We start from the raw sequence: 17,298 nt of genomic DNA on the forward strand, positions 1-17,298 counted from the left end.
TATCCATTTATTATCTTTCTGCGCACTTTACGGTGCGCAGATATCTGGAGCATTTGATGATCAAGTTATCTGAAAAAGGCGTGTTTCTCGCCAGTAATAACGAAATAATTACCGAAGAACATTTCACCGGCGAAATTAATAAAGAAGAAGCAAAAAAAGGCACTATTGCCTGGTCTATTCTCTCTTCTCATAATACATCCGGAAATATGGACAAACTTAAAATTAAGTTTGATTCATTAGCCTCTCACGATATTACCTTTGTTGGTATTGTACAGACCGCTAAAGCGTCCGGTATGGAACGTTTTCCGCTACCGTATGTGCTGACCAACTGCCATAACTCACTGTGCGCAGTTGGCGGCACCATTAACGGTGATGACCATGTTTTTGGTTTATCGGCAGCGCAGCGTTATGGCGGTATTTTTGTGCCTCCGCATATTGCTGTAATCCATCAATATATGCGTGAAATGATGGCAGGCGGCGGCAAAATGATCCTCGGTTCAGACAGCCACACCCGTTACGGTGCATTAGGGACAATGGCGGTCGGTGAGGGCGGCGGCGAGCTGGTAAAACAACTGCTTAATGATACCTGGGATATCGACTATCCGGGGGTTGTTGCGGTGCATTTGACCGGAAAACCAGCACCTTATGTGGGACCGCAAGATGTGGCGCTGGCGATCATCGGCGCGGTGTTCAAAAACGGCTACGTCAAAAATAAAGTGATGGAGTTCGTGGGGCCGGGTGTTGCTGCGCTCTCTACCGATGTCCGCAACAGCGTTGACGTGATGACCACTGAAACCACCTGTTTAAGTTCCGTCTGGCAAACCGATGAAGAAGTCCATAACTGGCTGGCGCTGCACGGTCGCGGCCAGGATTACTGCCAGCTTAATCCACAACCGATGGCGTACTACGATGGCTGCATCAGCGTTGATCTAAGCGCCATCAAACCAATGATTGCGCTGCCGTTCCACCCAAGCAACGTGTATGAAATCGACACGCTGAACCAGAACCTGACCGATATTCTGCGTGAGATTGAAATTGAGTCCGAGCGCGTGGCGCACGGTAAAGCCAGACTCTCGCTGCTGGATAAAGTGGAAAATGGACGCCTGAAAGTACAACAGGGGATTATCGCCGGCTGTTCTGGCGGTAACTATGAAAACGTTATCGCCGCAGCAAATGCGCTGCGCGGTCAATCCTGTGGCAATGATACCTTCTCGCTGGCGGTTTACCCGTCATCGCAGCCGGTGTTTATGGATTTAGCCAAAAAAGGCGTGGTAGCAGATTTGATTGGCGCAGGCGCAATCATCAGAACCGCGTTCTGCGGCCCATGCTTTGGGGCGGGTGATACGCCAATCAACAACGGTTTGAGTATTCGCCACACCACGCGTAACTTCCCGAACCGCGAAGGCTCTAAGCCAGCTAATGGGCAGATGTCAGCGGTTGCATTAATGGACGCCCGTTCTATCGCTGCGACTGCGGCAAACGGTGGCTATTTAACCTCTGCCAGCGAGCTGGATTGCTGGGACAACGTGCCGGAGTACGTTTTCGATGTGACGCCGTATAAAAATCGTGTCTATCAGGGTTTTGTGAAAGGGGCGACCCAGCAACCGTTGATCTATGGACCGAACATCAAAGACTGGCCGGAATTGGGTGCGCTGACTGACAATATCGTCCTCAAAGTGTGCTCGAAGATCCTCGACGAAGTGACCACTACCGACGAATTGATTCCTTCCGGTGAAACCTCTTCTTATCGTTCAAATCCGATTGGTCTGGCGGAGTTTACCCTGTCACGCCGCGATCCAGGCTATGTTGGCAGAAGTAAAACCACTGCTGAGCTGGAAAATCAACGTCTGGCGGGGAATGTCAGCGAGCTGGAATCCGTATTTGCCCGTATTAAACAGATTGCTGGTCAGGAACATATTGATCCGCTGCAAACTGAAATTGGCAGCATGGTTTATGCGGTCAAACCAGGTGATGGTTCTGCGCGTGAACAGGCGGCGAGCTGCCAGCGTGTGATTGGCGGTCTGGCGAATATTGCCGAGGAATACGCGACTAAACGTTACCGTTCTAATGTCATCAACTGGGGGATGTTACCGCTGCAAATGGCAGAAGTGCCGAACTTTGAAGTGGGGGATTACATTTATATTCCTGGCATTAAAGCGGCGCTGGATAATCCAGGTACGACCTTCAAAGGTTATGTGATCCATGAAGATGCGCCGGTTACGGAAATCACGCTGTATATGGAAAGTCTGACTGCTGAAGAGCGCGAGATTATCAAAGCGGGTAGTTTGATTAACTTCAATAAAAACCGTCAGATGTAAAAAGCGCCATGTGAATGTAGGTCGCATCCGGCACTTATTGTCGGATGCGATGCTGGCGCATCTTATCCGACCTACGAATCGCATCGACCCGTAGGCCGGATAAGGCGTTTACGCCGCATCCGGCAAATAGTTAGCAACGCTTATTTCTTTGCTTCTGCAACCACTTTGCTACCCACGCCACGGTTATTGTATTCCCACATGCGGTTGTAGTTAGTGTCATTCAGATTGCGCTGTACTTCGTCGTTATCATCAACGCTGCCGGTATTACCCGCAAATGGACGATTAGAAATCACCGCGTCGGCCCACGGTTTAGCCGTGTTAAAGCCTTCGTTGATGGCGCTATCACGGATCACTACCTGACCGTTGGTATTGGCATCAACATCCAGCGAGCGGCCCAGCTGTGCGACGCCATCACCGGAGGCATTGAAACGGCTATTTACGGCAAGGAAACCGTAGTAAATATTGGACAGCGTAGCCGGTGCGAACACATACGCTTCTTGCTGAGTACGTGAGTTCACCACGCGGAATTCGGTATTATCGAACACCACTGCACCACGGCCGGAAACGATATCCACATCCCCTTCGATGTAGCTATTAGTTACCAGAGTACGCGGCTGACGATTCGTTTCCAGACGGTTTTGTACACCGCTGTTGGTGACAAAGAAGGTATTCTGACGACCAAGAATGTTAACGTTGTTGATCTGTACTTTGTCGCCATCAGTACGCAACGCCACCGCCGGATGGTTACCCGCATCTACGCTATCGCCCAGAGTGTTTTCGATGGTCAGGTTTTGCAGTTGCAGGCCATTGTTTTGTGACCAGAAGACCGCAGAACAGAGAACGCCGATGCTGTTGCTGCGTTTGCTCTGGCAACTATCGTACATATACCACGCTGGTTTACCGGGCATATATTTGCCGCGTGGGTTAACGTCATGACGCCAGTCAGCAGGGCTCATTCCACCATCAAGGGAAAGTCCAATTTTCACATCAATCGGTTTTTCGCCCATGCCGTAGACAGTGATTCCGCCCGGTGCCGCAGGGACATAAACCGTACCTTCATACTCACCTGGCATCACGGCAATATACTGGCGCTTATTAGTACGCTTGATAATTGCCGCATCTACCGCCGCCTGAATCGTGGTATGCGTTACACCTTGAGTACCCGCCGTGCCGACAACAAAGTCAGGTTGCGCAGGCAGGGTAATCGGGGAAGGATTCCATGCTGCAGCACCTGGCGTCAGGGAGGCAAAATAGTGTTGAGCATCGAAATTCTGCGCTTCTTTTGCCGACAGAATCGGGCGAGAAGACGTACCAGGTGCTACTTGATCGGAAGGGCGTTGATCGGGCGGTGTTGAGCTACAGGCGGTCAGCGTCACGCCAAAAGCCAGTGCCAGCGCCAGACGGGAAACTGAAAATGTGTTCACAGGTTGCTCCGGGCTTTGAAATGGAAAAATGAATCCGTTGAAGCCTGCTTTTTTATACTAACTTGAGCGAAACGGGAAGGTAAAAAGACAAAAAGTTGTTTTTAATACCTTTAAGTGATGTCAGATGGCCTTGCACCATCTGACAGAACATTTAACTGAACATCGCGGTAATTGATGCGCTGGCGAGAGAGTGGAAATGAACGTTAAAACCGACCATCGCGCCGCTGGCACCTTCATCGACATCAATACGTTCTACATTCAGCGCGTGAACAGTAAAAATGTAGCGATGAGTTTCGCCTTTCGGCGGCGCTGCGCCATCGTACCCGGTTTTACCAAAATCGGTGCGTGTCTGGAGCACGCCATCAGGGATTGCTACCAGACTAGAGCCAAATCCTTGCGGCAATACACGGGTATCAGCGGGTAAGTTAACAACTACCCAGTGCCACCAGCCGGAGCCGGTTGGCGCATCCGGGTCGTAGCAGGTGACAACAAAACTTTTCGTTCCCGCAGGAACATCATCCCACGCCAGATGTGGCGAAATATTATCGCCATCGTAACCCATGCCGTTAAAGACATGACGATGCGGCAGCTTATCGCCATCGCGCAGATCGTTACTGATGAGTTTCATGAACCCTCCTTTCTTGTTTGCAGAAAGTGTAGCCAGAAACCCTCACGCTGACTTCCCGTTATTGGCAAAAAAATGTTTCATCCAGTACGGCGCGATTTACCGCTGCGGTCAGGCGCTGCAACTGTTCCGGGCGAATAATATAGGGCGGCATCAGGTAAATCAGTTTGCCAAAAGGCCGGATCCACACACCCTGCTCGACAAAGAATTTTTGCAGTGCTGCCATATTCACCGGACGAGTGGTTTCGACTACGCCAATTGCCCCCAGCACGCGCACATCGGCAACCATTTCGGCGTCACGGGCTGGTGCCAGTTGCTCACGTAGTTGCGCTTCAATATTTGCCACCTGCTGGTGCCATTTACCGGATTCAATAATCGTCAGGCTGGCGTTCGCTGCCGCGCAGGCCAGTGGATTGCCCATAAAAGTTGGCCCGTGCATAAAGCAACCAGCTTCGCCGTTACTGATAGTTTCTGCAACCTCGCGCGTGGTGATCGTGGCGGAAAGGGTCATCGTGCCGCCGGTTAAGGCTTTACCGAGGCACAAAATGTCCGGCGCGATTTCTGCATGTTCACAGGCAAACAGTTTGCCGGTTCGACCAAATCCGGTGGCGATTTCGTCAGCAATCAGCAAGATACCTTCACGATCGCACATTTTGCGGATTCGTTTTAACCATTCCGGATGATACATGCGCATCCCGCCTGCGCCCTGGACAATCGGTTCAATGATCACCGCAGCGATTTCATGACGATGCGCTGCCATCAGGCGCGCAAAGCCCACCATATCGCGCTCATCCCATTCGCCGTCCATGCGGCTTTGCGGGGCTGGAGCAAACAAGTTTTCTGGCAGATAGCCTTTCCACAGGCTGTGCATAGAGTTGTCAGGATCGCATACCGACATCGCGCCAAAAGTATCGCCATGATAACCATTGCGGAAGGTCAGAAAACGCTGGCGTGCTTCGCCTTTGGTCTGCCAGTACTGCAACGCCATCTTCATCGCCACTTCCACCGCTACGGAGCCGGAGTCCGCGAGAAAAACGCACTCCAGCGGTTGTGGCGTCATTGCCACCAGTTTGCGGCATAGCTCGATGGCGGGCGCATGGGTGATACCGCCAAACATCACATGCGACATGGCATCAATTTGCGACTTCATCGCCGCATTAAGCTGCGGGTGATTGTAACCGTGGATCGCCGCCCACCAGGACGACATACCGTCAACCAGGCGTCTGCCGTCAGACAAAATCAGCTCGCAACCTTCCGCGCTCGCCACCGGATAAACCGGCAGCGGGGAGGTCATGGATGTGTACGGGTGCCAGATATGGCGTTGGTCAAAGGCAAGATCGTCCATTGTCATAATCGACTTGTAAACCAAAATGAAAAGATTTAGGTTTACAAGTCTACACCGAATTAACAACAAAAAACACGTTCTGGAGAAGCCCCATGGCTCACCGCCCACGCTGGACATTGTCGCAAGTCACAGAATTATTTGAAAAACCGTTGCTGGATCTGCTGTTTGAAGCGCAGCAGGTGCATCGTCAGCATTTCGATCCTCGTCAGGTACAGGTCAGCACTTTGCTGTCGATTAAGACCGGAGCTTGTCCGGAAGACTGCAAATACTGCCCGCAAAGCTCGCGCTACAAAACCGGGCTGGAAGCCGAGCGGTTGATGGAAGTTGAACAGGTGCTGGAGTCGGCGCGCAAAGCGAAAGCGGCGGGATCGACACGTTTCTGCATGGGCGCGGCGTGGAAGAATCCGCACGAACGCGATATGCCCTATCTCGAGCAGATGGTGCAGGGGGTAAAAGCGATGGGGCTGGAGGCGTGTATGACGCTGGGGACATTAAGTGAATCCCAGGCGCAGCGCCTTGCGAATGCCGGGCTGGATTACTACAACCACAACCTCGACACCTCGCCGGAGTTTTACGGCAATATCATTACCACGCGTACCTACCAGGAACGCCTCGATACGCTGGAAAAAGTGCGCGATGCCGGGATCAAAGTCTGCTCAGGTGGCATTGTGGGCTTAGGCGAAACGGTGAAAGATCGCGCCGGATTATTGCTGCAACTGGCAAACCTGCCGACGCCGCCGGAAAGCGTACCAATCAACATGCTGGTGAAGGTGAAAGGCACGCCGCTGGCGGATAACGATGATGTCGATGCCTTTGATTTTATTCGCACCATTGCGGTGGCGCGGATCCTGATGCCGACCTCTTATGTGCGCCTTTCTGCCGGACGCGAGCAGATGAACGAACAGACTCAGGCGATGTGCTTTATGGCCGGAGCTAACTCGATTTTCTACGGTTGCAAACTGCTGACCACGCCGAATCCGGAAGAAGATAAAGACCTGCAACTGTTCCGCAAACTGGGGCTGAATCCGCAACAAACCGCCGTTCTGGCGGGCGATAACGAACAACAGCAACGTCTGGAACAGGCGCTGATGACCCCGGACACCGACGAATACTACAACGCGGCAGCCCTATGACCTGGCAGGAGAAGATTAACGCGGCGCTCGATGCGCGGCGTGCTGCCGATGCCCTGCGTTGCCGTTATCCGGTGGCACAAGGCGCCGGACGCTGGCTGGTGGCGGACGAACGGCAGTATCTGAACTTTTCCAGTAACGATTACTTAGGTTTAAGCCATCATCCGCAAATTATCCGTGCCTGGCAGCAGGGTGCGGAGCAATTTGGCGTCGGTAGTGGCGGTTCCGGTCACGTCAGCGGTTATAGCGTGGCGCATCAGGCGCTGGAAGAAGAACTGGCCGAGTGGCTGGGTTATTCGCGGGCGCTGCTGTTTATCTCCGGTTTTGCCGCTAATCAGGCGGTCATTGCCGCGATGATGGCGAAAGATGACCGCATCGTTGCCGACCGGCTTAGCCACGCCTCCTTGCAGGAAGCGGCCAGTTTAAGTCCGGCGCAGCTTCGCCGTTTTGCTCATAACGATGTCGCTCATCTGGCGCGCCTGCTTGCTTCCTCCTGTCCAGGGTTGCGACTGGTGGTGACAGAAGGCGTATTCAGTATGGACGGCGATAGTGCGCCGCTGACGGAAATCCACCGTGAGACGCAACAGCACAATGGCTGGTTGATGGTCGACGATGCCCACGGTACGGGTGTTATCGGTGAACAGGGGCGCGGTAGCTGCTGGCAACAGCAGGTGAGGCCGGAATTGCTGGTTGTTACGTTTGGCAAAGGATTTGGTGTCAGCGGTGCGGCGGTGCTTTGCTCTGAAACTGTGGCGGATTATCTGCTGCAATTTGCCCGCCATCTTATCTATAGCACCAGTATGCCGCCCGCTCAGGCGCAGGCATTACGTGCGTCGCTGGCGGTCATTCGCCGTGATGAGGGTGATGCACGGCGCGAAAAACTGGCGTCACTCATTGCGCGTTTTCGTGCCGGAGTACAGGATTTGCCGTTTACGCTTGCTGATTCATGCAGCGCCATCCAGCCATTGATCGTCGGTGATAACAGCCGTGCGTTACAACTGGCAGAAAAACTGCGCCAGCAAGGCTGCTGGGTCACGGCGATTCGCCCGCCAACCGTACCCGCTGGTACTGCGCGACTGCGCTTAACGCTAACCGCAGCGCATGAAATGCAGGATATCGACCGTCTGCTGGAGGTGCTGCATGGCAACGGTTAATAAACAAGCCATTGCAGCGGCATTTGGTCGGGCAGCCTCACAGTATGAGCAACACGCAGAGTTACAGCGTCAGAGCGCCGATGCCTTGCTGGCAATGCTCCCGCAACGCAAATACGCCCGTGTGCTGGACGCTGGCTGTGGACCTGGCTGGATGAGCCGCCACTGGCGCGAGCGCAGCGAGCAGGTGATGGCGTTAGATCTCTCGCCGCCAATGCTTGCCCAGGCACGCCAGAAGGATGCCGCAGATCATTATCTGGCGGGGGATATCGAATCCCTGCCGTTAGCGACTGCGACGTTCGATCTTGCATGGAGCAATCTCGCGGTGCAGTGGTGCGGTAATTTATCCACGGCATTAGGTGAGCTTTGTCGCGTAGTACGCCCCGGCGGCGTGGTGGCATTTACCACGCTGGCGCAGGGATCGCTCCCTGAATTACATCAGGCGTGGCAAGCGGTAGATGAACGGCCTCATGCTAATCACTTTTTACTACCCGCTGACATTGAACAGGCGCTGAAAGGCTTATGTTATCAACACCATCTTCAACCCATCACTCTGTGCTTTGATGATGCGCTCAGTGCCATGCGTTCGCTGAAAGGCATTGGCGCAACGCATCTTCACGCAGGGCGCGATCAGCGAGTATTAACCCGTTCACAGTTACAACAACTGCAACTGGCCTGGCCGCAACAGCAGGGGCGATATCCCCTGACTTATTATCTTTTTTTGGGAGTAATTACTCGTGAGTAAACGCTATTTTGTCACCGGAACGGACACCGAAGTGGGTAAAACCGTTGCCAGTTGCGCACTGTTGCAGGCCGCGAAGGCCGCAGGTTACCGGACGGCAGGCTACAAACCCGTTGCCTCTGGTAGCGAAATGACTGCAGAAGGTTTACGCAACAGCGATGCACTGGCGTTACAGCGCAACAGCAGCCTGCAGCTGGATTACGCCACGGTGAATCTATATACCTTCGAAGAGCCGACCTCGCCGCATATCATCAGCGCGCAAGAGGGCAGGCCAATTGACCCATTGGTGATGAGTGCCGGATTACGTGCGCTGGAACACCAGGCTGAGTGGGTGCTGATAGAGGGCGCGGGCGGCTGGTTTACGCCGCTTTCGGATTCCTTCACGTTTGCAGATTGGGTAACGCAGGAACACCTGCCGGTGATACTGGTGGTAGGCGTGAAACTCGGCTGTATTAATCATGCGATGCTGACAGCACAGGCAGTACAGCAGGCAGGGCTAACACTCGCAGGCTGGGTGGCGAACGATGTCACGCCGCAGGGTAAACGCCACAGTGAATATATGGCTACGCTCACCCGAATGATCCCCGCGCCGCTGCTGGGGGAAATTCCCTGGCTTCAGGAAAATCCAGAAAGTGCGCTAACCGGAAAATATATAAATCTCACATCACTGAAGTAGCAAAAAAATTGGTTGAATTGCGAGCGAGATCGCGTCTTCGGTCGCCCGTAATTTAACCAACCAAATGCTAAAAAAATCGCGAAAAAAATTTTACCCCGGCATTATACGATTAGTATGGGAATTGCCCAGGCGGCTGGACATAGGGGCTGCAGGTAGTTATCCACTATTCCTGTGGATAACCATGTGCATTAGAGTTAGAAAACGTAAGGTAAGCGAGAGAATACGCGGCTTGCACGCAAATTGGCGCTAAAGACGGCTTAAATAAATATTTTTTATTTTTCAATCTGTTAGATAAATGCAATGGCTGTCAGGAAAGTGTCATCTCCTGCAATAAATCCGTCATCAGCCATCTTGACAAATGTTAAAAAAGCCATTGCTCTGGGGATAACCCTGCAGACCAGAGTTTTATCTCGTCACAGGGTCAATTTTGCCTACGGTTGAGACCTTAGTTTACGGCGTAACAGAAATGTTGTGGTGTGAGACTGTTTTTTTATCCAGTATAATTTATTGGCATTATTAATCATGACGAGTAAAATTACACACCTGCCCGCCCATTCCTTCAGGTAGCAACTCATGAGTAAACCATTCAAACTGAATTCCGCGTTTAAACCTTCTGGCGATCAGCCGGAGGCGATTCGACGCCTCAAAGAGGGGCTGGAGGATGGCCTCGCGCATCAGACTCTGCTTGGCGTGACGGGGTCGGGGAAAACCTTCACTATTGCTAATGTCATCGCTGACCTGCAACGCCCAACTATGGTGCTGGCGCCCAACAAAACGCTGGCAGCGCAACTATATGGTGAGATGAAAGAGTTCTTCCCGGAAAACGCGGTGGAGTATTTCGTCTCCTATTACGATTACTATCAGCCAGAAGCCTATGTTCCGAGTTCAGATACGTTTATTGAGAAAGATGCCTCAGTAAACGAACATATCGAACAGATGCGACTTTCAGCAACCAAAGCGTTGCTGGAGCGGCGAGATGTCATTGTCGTAGCGTCAGTTTCCGCAATTTATGGTCTGGGCGATCCTGATTTATATCTCAAGATGATGCTGCACCTCACGGTCGGTATGATTATCGATCAGCGCGCGATCCTGCGTCGCCTGGCGGAGTTGCAATACACCCGCAACGACCAGGCATTCCAGCGCGGCACTTTTCGCGTGCGGGGTGAGGTGATCGACATCTTCCCGGCAGAGTCCGACGACGTTGCGCTACGTGTAGAATTGTTCGACGAAGAAGTGGAACGTCTCTCGCTTTTCGACCCACTAACCGGGCAGATTATCTCGACCATTGCGCGTTATACCATCTACCCGAAAACGCACTATGTTACGCCGCGCGAGCGCATTGTGCAGGCGATGGAAGAGATTAAAGAAGAACTGGCGGATCGGCGCAAGGTACTGCTGGCAAATAACAAGTTGCTGGAAGAGCAGCGGCTGACCCAGCGTACCCAGTTTGATCTGGAGATGATGAATGAGCTGGGATATTGCTCGGGCATCGAAAACTATTCTCGCTTTCTTTCCGGGCGTGGGCCTGGCGAGCCACCGCCGACGCTGTTTGATTACCTGCCTGCCGATGGGCTGCTGGTGGTTGATGAATCACACGTCACCATTCCGCAGATAGGCGGTATGTATCGCGGCGACCGGGCGCGTAAAGAAACGCTGGTGGAGTATGGTTTCCGCCTGCCATCGGCGCTGGATAACCGTCCGCTGAAGTTTGAAGAGTTCGAAGCATTAGCCCCGCAAACCATCTATGTTTCCGCGACGCCCGGCAACTATGAACTGGAGAAATCTGGCGGCGACGTGGTGGATCAGGTGGTGCGTCCAACCGGATTGCTTGATCCAATTATCGAAGTGCGTCCGGTCGCGACCCAGGTCGATGATCTTCTTTCAGAAATTCGCCTGCGGGCGGCAATTAACGAACGCGTTCTGGTGACGACGCTGACCAAGCGGATGGCGGAAGACCTCACCGAATATCTCGAAGAACACGGCGAGCGCGTGCGTTATCTTCACTCCGACATTGATACCGTTGAACGTATGGAAATCATCCGCGACTTGCGTCTGGGCGAGTTCGATGTGCTGGTGGGGATCAACTTACTGCGCGAAGGTCTGGATATGCCGGAAGTGTCGCTGGTGGCAATCCTCGACGCCGACAAAGAGGGCTTCCTGCGTTCTGAACGTTCGTTGATCCAGACCATTGGTCGTGCGGCACGTAACGTTAACGGTAAAGCGATTCTCTACGGCGATAAGATAACCCCGTCAATGGCGAAAGCGATTGGCGAAACCGAACGTCGCCGCGAGAAACAGCAGAAGTACAACGAAGAGCATGGCATTACACCACAAGGGCTGAACAAGAAAGTGGTCGATATCCTGGCGCTGGGGCAGAACATTGCTAAAACCAAAGCCAAGGGCAGAGGGAAAGCGCGCGCGATTGTTGAGCCGGATAATGTGCCGATGGATATGTCGCCAAAAGCGTTGCAGCAGAAAATCCATGAACTGGAAGGGCAGATGATGAAACACGCACAAAACCTGGAGTTCGAAGAGGCGGCGCAAATTCGTGACCAGTTGCATCAGTTGCGTGAGCTGTTTATTGCGGCTTCGTGACGAGATGAAAAAGCCGGAATGTTCTTCTGGTTTGAGGCTGATGAGAAACGTAAAATTGCCTGATGCGCTACGCTTATCAGGCCTACATGCACTCTGCAATATATTGAATTTGCGCGATTTGTAGGCCGGATAAGGCGTTCACGCCGCATCCGACATGAACAACGCGCACTTTGTCTGCAATCTGACGCGGAATGTTCTTCCGGTTTTCCGTTAACCCAACGCCTGTAACGCCTTTTCCAGTGCGTTATGTAACAACTGGCGGTCATGACGATAGGGGATATCGCTGGCCTCCAGTACATCCTGAATCACTATTCTGTCGGTGACCGCAGAAACATCCACTTTCGGCCCAACGACGACGGCATCAATAACCTTCTTGCCGACATACTGCTCCATAATCGCCAGCTTATTTTCCAGTTTCAGATTCGCCGCTGGTAGGCTAAGTTCACGTCCCAGATTGCCGATATAGACCATCGGTGCTGGCGTGCGGCGTAATGCCTGCGCCATTTCCTTAAGCAGCAGGATCGGCATCAGGCTGGTATAAAAACTGCCTGGCCCGATAAGAATCAGATCTGCTTCATTGATAGCATGTACAGCTTCACGCGTAGCAGGCACATTAGGGGTTAACAGTAATTCCTGAATCGGCGTGGTTAACTGGTCAATATTTACCTCGCCGTAAACTTCATGCCCCTGATCGTCAATCGCCATCAGATCAACGGGATGCTCTGACATCGGAATCAAATGCGCATCCACTTTCAGCAGATTACGAATTAAATTGATGGCTTCCAGAGGCCGCACGCTAAGGTGGTCCAGCGCCTTTAACATCAGGTTTCCAAGGTTATGCCCGGAAAGCTCGCCATTACCGCCAAAACGATATTCAAACATCGCGGAAGCGACGCTGGGTTCTGTAATTAACTGATTAAGACAGTTGCGCATATCGCCCCAGGCAATACCGCCTTCTGAGCGGCGAATACGCCCTGTTGAACCACCGTTATCGGTGGTGGTCACAATGCCCGTTAAACGAGAACCCAAAGACGAAAGTGATGAGAGAACGCGTCCCAGTCCATGCCCTCCGCCGAGAGCAACGACACGATCAAGGTCAGCCAGCGTACGATTGCGCATATAAATTCCTGAAGTCAGATTATCCGCGCTACAGTAGCGCAACTGACAGGGAAACAGCAATTAACCCGCCAATATTGAGGATACAAATAATTGTTTTCTACCTCTAAAGGACGATATACGCACTGCATTGCTGATGATGTACATCAAAGTAAAACCATCATTTTCCCTTATTCTGTAGGGAAATAGCACGATCATGACGCTATATACATGATTACATAGCGGAAAGTGTGAATGGTAAAAATCTCATTTACACGCTAGTATCGGCATAACCACTAAACACTCTAGCCTCTGCACCTGGGTCAACTGATACGGTGCTTTGGCCGTGACAATGCTCATAAAGATTGCCACCAGGGCGAAGGAAGAAATGACTTCGCCTCCCGTATCTGGAAAGGTGTACATGGCTTCACAACTGACTGATGCATTTGCGCGTAAGTTTTACTACTTGCGCCTGTCGATTACCGATGTGTGTAACTTTCGTTGCACCTACTGCCTGCCGGATGGCTACAAGCCGAGCGGCGTCACTAATAAAGGCTTCCTGACCGTCGATGAAATTCGTCGGGTTACTCGCGCCTTCGCCAGTCTGGGCACCGAAAAAGTGCGTCTGACAGGCGGCGAGCCGTCTTTACGTCGCGACTTTACCGATATCATCGCCGCTGTGCGGGAAAACGACGCTATTCGCCAGATTGCGGTCACCACCAATGGTTATCGCCTGGAACGCGATGTCGCGAACTGGCGCGATGCAGGCCTGACGGGCATTAACGTCAGCGTTGATAGCCTCGACGCCCGTCAGTTTCATGCCATTACCGGGCAGGATAAATTCAACCAGGTAATGGCAGGCATCGATGCTGCATTTGAAGCCGGGTTTGAGAAGGTTAAAGTCAATACCGTGCTGATGCGGGATGTCAATCATCATCAACTCGACACCTTTCTGAACTGGATCCAGCATCGCCCCATTCAGCTGCGTTTTATCGAACTGATGGAAACGGGCGAGGGCAGCGAACTCTTCCGCAAGCACCATATTTCTGGTCAGGTTCTGCGTGACGAGCTGCTGCGTCGCGGCTGGATCCATCAGCTTCGTCAACGCAGCGACGGCCCCGCACAAGTCTTTTGTCATCCGGATTACGCCGGAGAGATCGGCCTTATCATGCCGTATGAAAAAGACTTCTGCGCCACCTGCAACCGCCTGCGCGTCTCCTCCATTGGTAAACTCCATCTCTGCCTGTTTGGTGAAGGCGGCGTTAACCTGCGCGATCTGCTGGAAGACGATACCCAGCAACAGGCGCTGGAAGCGCGTATTTCGGCGGCGCTGCGGGAGAAAAAACAGACCCATTTCCTGCATCAAAACAACACCGGTATTACGCAAAACTTATCGTACATTGGCGGTTAAAACGTCAAAAGGAGAGATCAGATGAGTCAGGTAAGCACTGAATTTATCCCGACCCGTATTGCTATTCTTACGGTTTCTAATCGTCGCGGTGAAGAAGACGATACCTCCGGTCACTATCTGCGCGACTCGGCGCAGGAAGCAGGCCATCACGTTGTCGATAAAGCCATTGTCAAAGAAAACCGCTACGCCATTCGCGCTCAGGTATCTGCGTGGATCGCCAGTGACGATGTACAAGTGGTGCTGATTACAGGTGGTACTGGCCTGACAGAAGGCGATCAGGCGCCAGAAGCACTGTTGCCGCTGTTCGATCGTGAAGTCGAAGGCTTCGGCGAAGTGTTCCGTATGCTGTCGTTCGAAGAGATTGGCACCGCAACGCTGCAATCTCGGGCGGTGGCGGGTGTTGCTAACAAAACGCTGATTTTCGCGATGCCCGGCTCGACTAAAGCGTGCCGCACCGCCTGGGAAAATATCATCGCCCCGCAGCTGGATGCCCGTACGCGTCCGTGCAATTTCCATCCACATTTGAAGAAATAAGTATGTCGCAACTGACCCATATCAACGCCGCTGGCGAAGCGCACATGGTGGATGTCTCCGCCAAAGCGGAAACTGTGCGTGAAGCGCGCGCCGAAGCCTTTGTCACCATGCGCAGTGAGACGCTGGCGATGATCATTGATGGTCGCCATCACAAAGGCGACGTATTTGCCACTGCGCGCATTGCCGGTATTCAGGCGGCAAAACGCACCTGGGATCTGATCCCGCTTTGTCATCCGCTGATGCTCAGCAAAGTTGAAGTCAATTTACAGGCTGAGCCGGAACATAATCGGGTACGAATTGAAACGCTTTGCCGCCTGACCGGGAAAACGGGTGTCGAAATGGAAGCATTAACCGCAGCCTCCGTGGCGGCGCTGACCATTTATGACATGTGCAAAGCGGTGCAAAAAGATATGGTGATTGGTCCGGTACGTTTGCTGGCGAAGAGCGGCGGCAAGTCGGGTGATTTTAAGGTGGAAGCGGATGATTAAAGTTCTTTTTTTCGCCCAGGTGCGCGAGTTGGTGGGAACAGATGCAACCGAAGTGGCTGCGGATTTCCCAACCGTTGAAGCGTTACGCCAACACCTGGCAGCGCAGAGCGATCGCTGGGCGCTGGCGCTGGAAGATGGCAAATTGCTGGCTGCCGTCAACCAGACGCTGGTGAGTTTTGACCATCCGCTGACTGACGGCGACGAAGTTGCTTTCTTCCCGCCGGTAACCGGAGGTTAAGATGGCAGAAACCAAAATTGTTGTCGGATCTCAGCCTTTTAGCGTTGGGGAAGAGTACCCGTGGCTGGCTGAGCGTGACGAAGATGGTGCAGTGGTCACGTTTACCGGTAAGGTGCGCAACCATAACCTGGGCGACAGCGTCAAAGCATTAACCCTCGAACACTATCCGGGGATGACGGAAAAAGCACTGGCGGAAATCGTGGATGAGGCGCGTAACCGCTGGTCGCTGGGGAGAGTCACGGTGATTCATCGCATTGGCGAATTATGGCCGGGCGATGAAATCGTATTTGTCGGGGTCACCAGCGCGCATCGTAGCAGCGCGTTTGAAGCCGGGCAGTTTATTATGGACTATCTCAAAACCCGCGCACCGTTCTGGAAGCGCGAAGCCACGCCGGAAGGCGACCGCTGGGTTGAAGCCCGGGAGAGCGATCAGCAGGCGGCGAAACGCTGGTAGTTTTTTGTTGGCCGGATAAGGCACCGCTGCATCCGGCAATTTCATCGCTCTGGACATACGTTTACGCTGCGTCGATGCACACCCTCATCATTTGCAGTATCCTTTAGATATTCCTTATATCTTCAGGAGAAAGTCATGGACAGATTCCCACGTTCAGATTCAATCGTACAACCCCGTGCTGGCTTGCAAACCTATATGGCGCAAGTCTATGGCTGGATGACAGTTGGTTTGTTACTGACCGCATTTGTTGCCTGGTATGCAGCCAACTCTGCTGCCGTTATGGAGCTGCTATTCACTAACCGTGTCTTCTTAATCGGTTTGATAATCGCGCAATTAGCTCTGGTTATCGTGTTATCAGCGATGATTCAAAAACTCAGCGCGGGCGTAACGACGATGCTCTTTATGCTTTATTCGGCGCTAACGGGCTTAACGCTCTCCAGTATTTTCATTGTCTACACTGCCGCCTCTATTGCCAGTACCTTCGTTGTCACCGCCGGGATGTTCGGCGCGATGAGTCTGTATGGTTACACCACGAAACGCGATTTAAGTGGCTTCGGCAATATGCTATTTATGGCATTAATTGGTATCGTCATAGCCTCGCTGGTGAACTTCTGGCTGAAAAGCGAAGCATTAATGTGGGCAGTCACTTACATCGGCGTGATTGTCTTTGTTGGACTGACGGCGTATGACACTCAGAAACTGAAAAATATGGGTGAACAGATTGATACCCGCGACACGTCGAACCTGCGTAAATATTCCATTCTTGGCGCCTTAACGTTGTATCTGGACTTCATCAACCTGTTCCTGATGTTGCTGCGGATCTTTGGCAACCGCCGTTAAACGCATTTCTTATAAAAATCCCGGAACGACACCGGGATTTTTTATCTATTCGATAATAAGTATATATTTAAAAAATAGACATAAAGATATAATTCACATTGATTATATCTATGCATATGATGCATTTTTATAAATCTGGTATACCTATAAGAAAATAGAGTACAATCCTACGGTTTTATTAATGGCTGGCGATATTCATCTGTTAAATAAATGCTTGCGGGTAAAAATCAAT

Annotated in this window: 16 protein-coding genes and 1 riboswitch; of the genes, 12 read left to right on the top strand and 4 right to left on the bottom strand. The window is 52.3% G+C overall.

The features are described 5' to 3' along the window. Nucleotides 1-56: 56 nt before the first annotated feature. On the top strand, nt 57-2,318 hold the full coding sequence (locus A7Z06_RS15535; protein WP_000593970.1) for a hydratase: 2,262 nt from the start codon (nt 57-59) through the stop codon (nt 2,316-2,318). Nucleotides 2,319-2,458: 140 nt separating this feature from the next. Here A7Z06_RS15535 and A7Z06_RS15540 read toward each other — a convergent pair whose 3' ends face one another. From A7Z06_RS15540 to bioA, 3 genes are all read right to left on the bottom strand, one after another. Next, the gene (locus A7Z06_RS15540; RefSeq protein WP_105279486.1) at nt 2,459-3,742 is read right to left on the bottom strand and encodes a putative acyl-CoA thioester hydrolase; all 1,284 of its coding nucleotides are present in this window, start codon (nt 3,740-3,742) and stop codon (nt 2,459-2,461) included. A gap of 151 nt (nt 3,743-3,893) precedes the next feature. Beyond that, on the bottom strand, nt 3,894-4,370 hold the full coding sequence (locus A7Z06_RS15545; protein WP_105279487.1) for a kinase inhibitor: 477 nt from the start codon (nt 4,368-4,370) through the stop codon (nt 3,894-3,896). Nucleotides 4,371-4,428: 58 nt separating this feature from the next. Beyond that, nucleotides 4,429-5,718, bottom strand: a complete 1,290-nt coding sequence (gene bioA / locus A7Z06_RS15550; protein WP_010347406.1) for an adenosylmethionine--8-amino-7-oxononanoate transaminase — start codon at nt 5,716-5,718, stop codon at nt 4,429-4,431. Nucleotides 5,719-5,804: 86 nt separating this feature from the next. Here bioA and bioB point away from each other — a divergent pair, with 86 nt between their 5' ends. From bioB to uvrB, 5 genes are all read left to right on the top strand, one after another. Further along, complete coding sequence (bioB, locus tag A7Z06_RS15555; RefSeq protein ID WP_000951210.1) at nt 5,805-6,845, top strand: biotin synthase BioB; 1,041 nt, start codon at nt 5,805-5,807, stop codon at nt 6,843-6,845. Next, the gene (gene bioF / locus A7Z06_RS15560) at nt 6,842-7,996 is read left to right on the top strand and encodes an 8-amino-7-oxononanoate synthase (RefSeq protein WP_000220207.1); all 1,155 of its coding nucleotides are present in this window, start codon (nt 6,842-6,844) and stop codon (nt 7,994-7,996) included. Before bioB ends, bioF begins: the two co-directional genes overlap by 4 nt. Next, entirely contained in the window at nt 7,983-8,738 is a 756-nt protein-coding gene (gene bioC, locus A7Z06_RS15565; protein ID WP_000246808.1) for a malonyl-ACP O-methyltransferase BioC, read from the top strand. Before bioF ends, bioC begins: the two co-directional genes overlap by 14 nt. After that, entirely contained in the window at nt 8,731-9,411 is a 681-nt protein-coding gene (bioD, locus tag A7Z06_RS15570) for a dethiobiotin synthase (RefSeq protein ID WP_000044852.1), read from the top strand. Before bioC ends, bioD begins: the two co-directional genes overlap by 8 nt. Before the next feature lie 573 nt (nt 9,412-9,984). After that, the gene (gene uvrB / locus A7Z06_RS15575) at nt 9,985-12,006 is read left to right on the top strand and encodes an excinuclease ABC subunit UvrB (protein WP_000042545.1); all 2,022 of its coding nucleotides are present in this window, start codon (nt 9,985-9,987) and stop codon (nt 12,004-12,006) included. A 210-nt stretch (nt 12,007-12,216) separates the two neighbouring features. Here uvrB and yvcK read toward each other — a convergent pair whose 3' ends face one another. Further along, nucleotides 12,217-13,125: a uridine diphosphate-N-acetylglucosamine-binding protein YvcK gene (gene yvcK, locus A7Z06_RS15580; RefSeq protein WP_010347415.1), complete on the bottom strand. Its 909-nt coding sequence runs from the start codon at nt 13,123-13,125 to the stop codon at nt 12,217-12,219. A 265-nt stretch (nt 13,126-13,390) separates the two neighbouring features. Beyond that, nucleotides 13,391-13,535, top strand: a riboswitch (molybdenum cofactor riboswitch). Between yvcK and moaA the strand changes: the two genes are divergently transcribed. The 6 genes from moaA (at nt 13,523) to A7Z06_RS15610 (ending at nt 17,066) form a co-directional block, all read left to right on the top strand. Continuing rightward, the gene (moaA, locus tag A7Z06_RS15585; RefSeq protein WP_001295301.1) at nt 13,523-14,512 is read left to right on the top strand and encodes a GTP 3',8-cyclase MoaA; all 990 of its coding nucleotides are present in this window, start codon (nt 13,523-13,525) and stop codon (nt 14,510-14,512) included. It overlaps the preceding riboswitch by 13 nt. Before the next feature lie 21 nt (nt 14,513-14,533). After that, a complete protein-coding gene (gene moaB / locus A7Z06_RS15590; protein ID WP_000084634.1) occupies nt 14,534-15,046 on the top strand; it encodes a molybdenum cofactor biosynthesis protein B in 513 nt (170 codons plus the stop codon). 2 nt (nt 15,047-15,048) lie between these two features. Next, nucleotides 15,049-15,534: a cyclic pyranopterin monophosphate synthase MoaC gene (gene moaC, locus A7Z06_RS15595; protein ID WP_000080885.1), complete on the top strand. Its 486-nt coding sequence runs from the start codon at nt 15,049-15,051 to the stop codon at nt 15,532-15,534. Next, entirely contained in the window at nt 15,527-15,772 is a 246-nt protein-coding gene (gene moaD / locus A7Z06_RS15600; RefSeq protein WP_000598612.1) for a molybdopterin synthase sulfur carrier subunit, read from the top strand. The genes moaC and moaD overlap by 8 nt, the downstream gene beginning before the upstream one ends. A gap of 1 nt (nt 15,773) precedes the next feature. Beyond that, complete coding sequence (gene moaE / locus A7Z06_RS15605) at nt 15,774-16,226, top strand: molybdopterin synthase catalytic subunit MoaE (RefSeq protein WP_000852302.1); 453 nt, start codon at nt 15,774-15,776, stop codon at nt 16,224-16,226. 135 nt (nt 16,227-16,361) lie between these two features. Further along, nucleotides 16,362-17,066 (top strand): Bax inhibitor-1/YccA family protein, encoded by a 705-nt coding sequence (locus A7Z06_RS15610; RefSeq protein ID WP_000373623.1) that lies wholly within the window; start codon nt 16,362-16,364, stop codon nt 17,064-17,066. The last annotated feature ends 232 nt before the right edge of the window (nt 17,067-17,298 follow it).

Origin of the sequence: Escherichia sp. MOD1-EC6819 (assembly GCF_002965765.1) — a bacterium.
Lineage (GTDB): Bacteria > Pseudomonadota > Gammaproteobacteria > Enterobacterales > Enterobacteriaceae > Escherichia > Escherichia ruysiae.

Bases quoted from the DNA above. Each gene is read 5' to 3' on its own strand.
- A7Z06_RS15535 (WP_000593970.1), top strand. From the start codon at position 57: ATGATCAAGTTATCTGAAAAAGGCGTGTTTCTCGCCAGTAATAACGAA.
- A7Z06_RS15545 (WP_105279487.1), bottom strand. From the start codon at position 4,370: ATGAAACTCATCAGTAACGATCTGCGCGATGGCGATAAGCTGCCGCAT.
- bioA (WP_010347406.1), bottom strand. From the start codon at position 5,718: ATGACAATGGACGATCTTGCCTTTGACCAACGCCATATCTGGCACCCG.
- bioB (WP_000951210.1), top strand. From the start codon at position 5,805: ATGGCTCACCGCCCACGCTGGACATTGTCGCAAGTCACAGAATTATTT.
- bioF (WP_000220207.1), top strand. From the start codon at position 6,842: ATGACCTGGCAGGAGAAGATTAACGCGGCGCTCGATGCGCGGCGTGCT.
- bioC (WP_000246808.1), top strand. From the start codon at position 7,983: ATGGCAACGGTTAATAAACAAGCCATTGCAGCGGCATTTGGTCGGGCA.
- uvrB (WP_000042545.1), top strand. From the start codon at position 9,985: ATGAGTAAACCATTCAAACTGAATTCCGCGTTTAAACCTTCTGGCGAT.
- yvcK (WP_010347415.1), bottom strand. From the start codon at position 13,125: ATGCGCAATCGTACGCTGGCTGACCTTGATCGTGTCGTTGCTCTCGGC.
- moaA (WP_001295301.1), top strand. From the start codon at position 13,523: ATGGCTTCACAACTGACTGATGCATTTGCGCGTAAGTTTTACTACTTG.
- moaB (WP_000084634.1), top strand. From the start codon at position 14,534: ATGAGTCAGGTAAGCACTGAATTTATCCCGACCCGTATTGCTATTCTT.
- moaC (WP_000080885.1), top strand. From the start codon at position 15,049: ATGTCGCAACTGACCCATATCAACGCCGCTGGCGAAGCGCACATGGTG.
- moaD (WP_000598612.1), top strand. From the start codon at position 15,527: ATGATTAAAGTTCTTTTTTTCGCCCAGGTGCGCGAGTTGGTGGGAACA.
- moaE (WP_000852302.1), top strand. From the start codon at position 15,774: ATGGCAGAAACCAAAATTGTTGTCGGATCTCAGCCTTTTAGCGTTGGG.
- A7Z06_RS15610 (WP_000373623.1), top strand. From the start codon at position 16,362: ATGGACAGATTCCCACGTTCAGATTCAATCGTACAACCCCGTGCTGGC.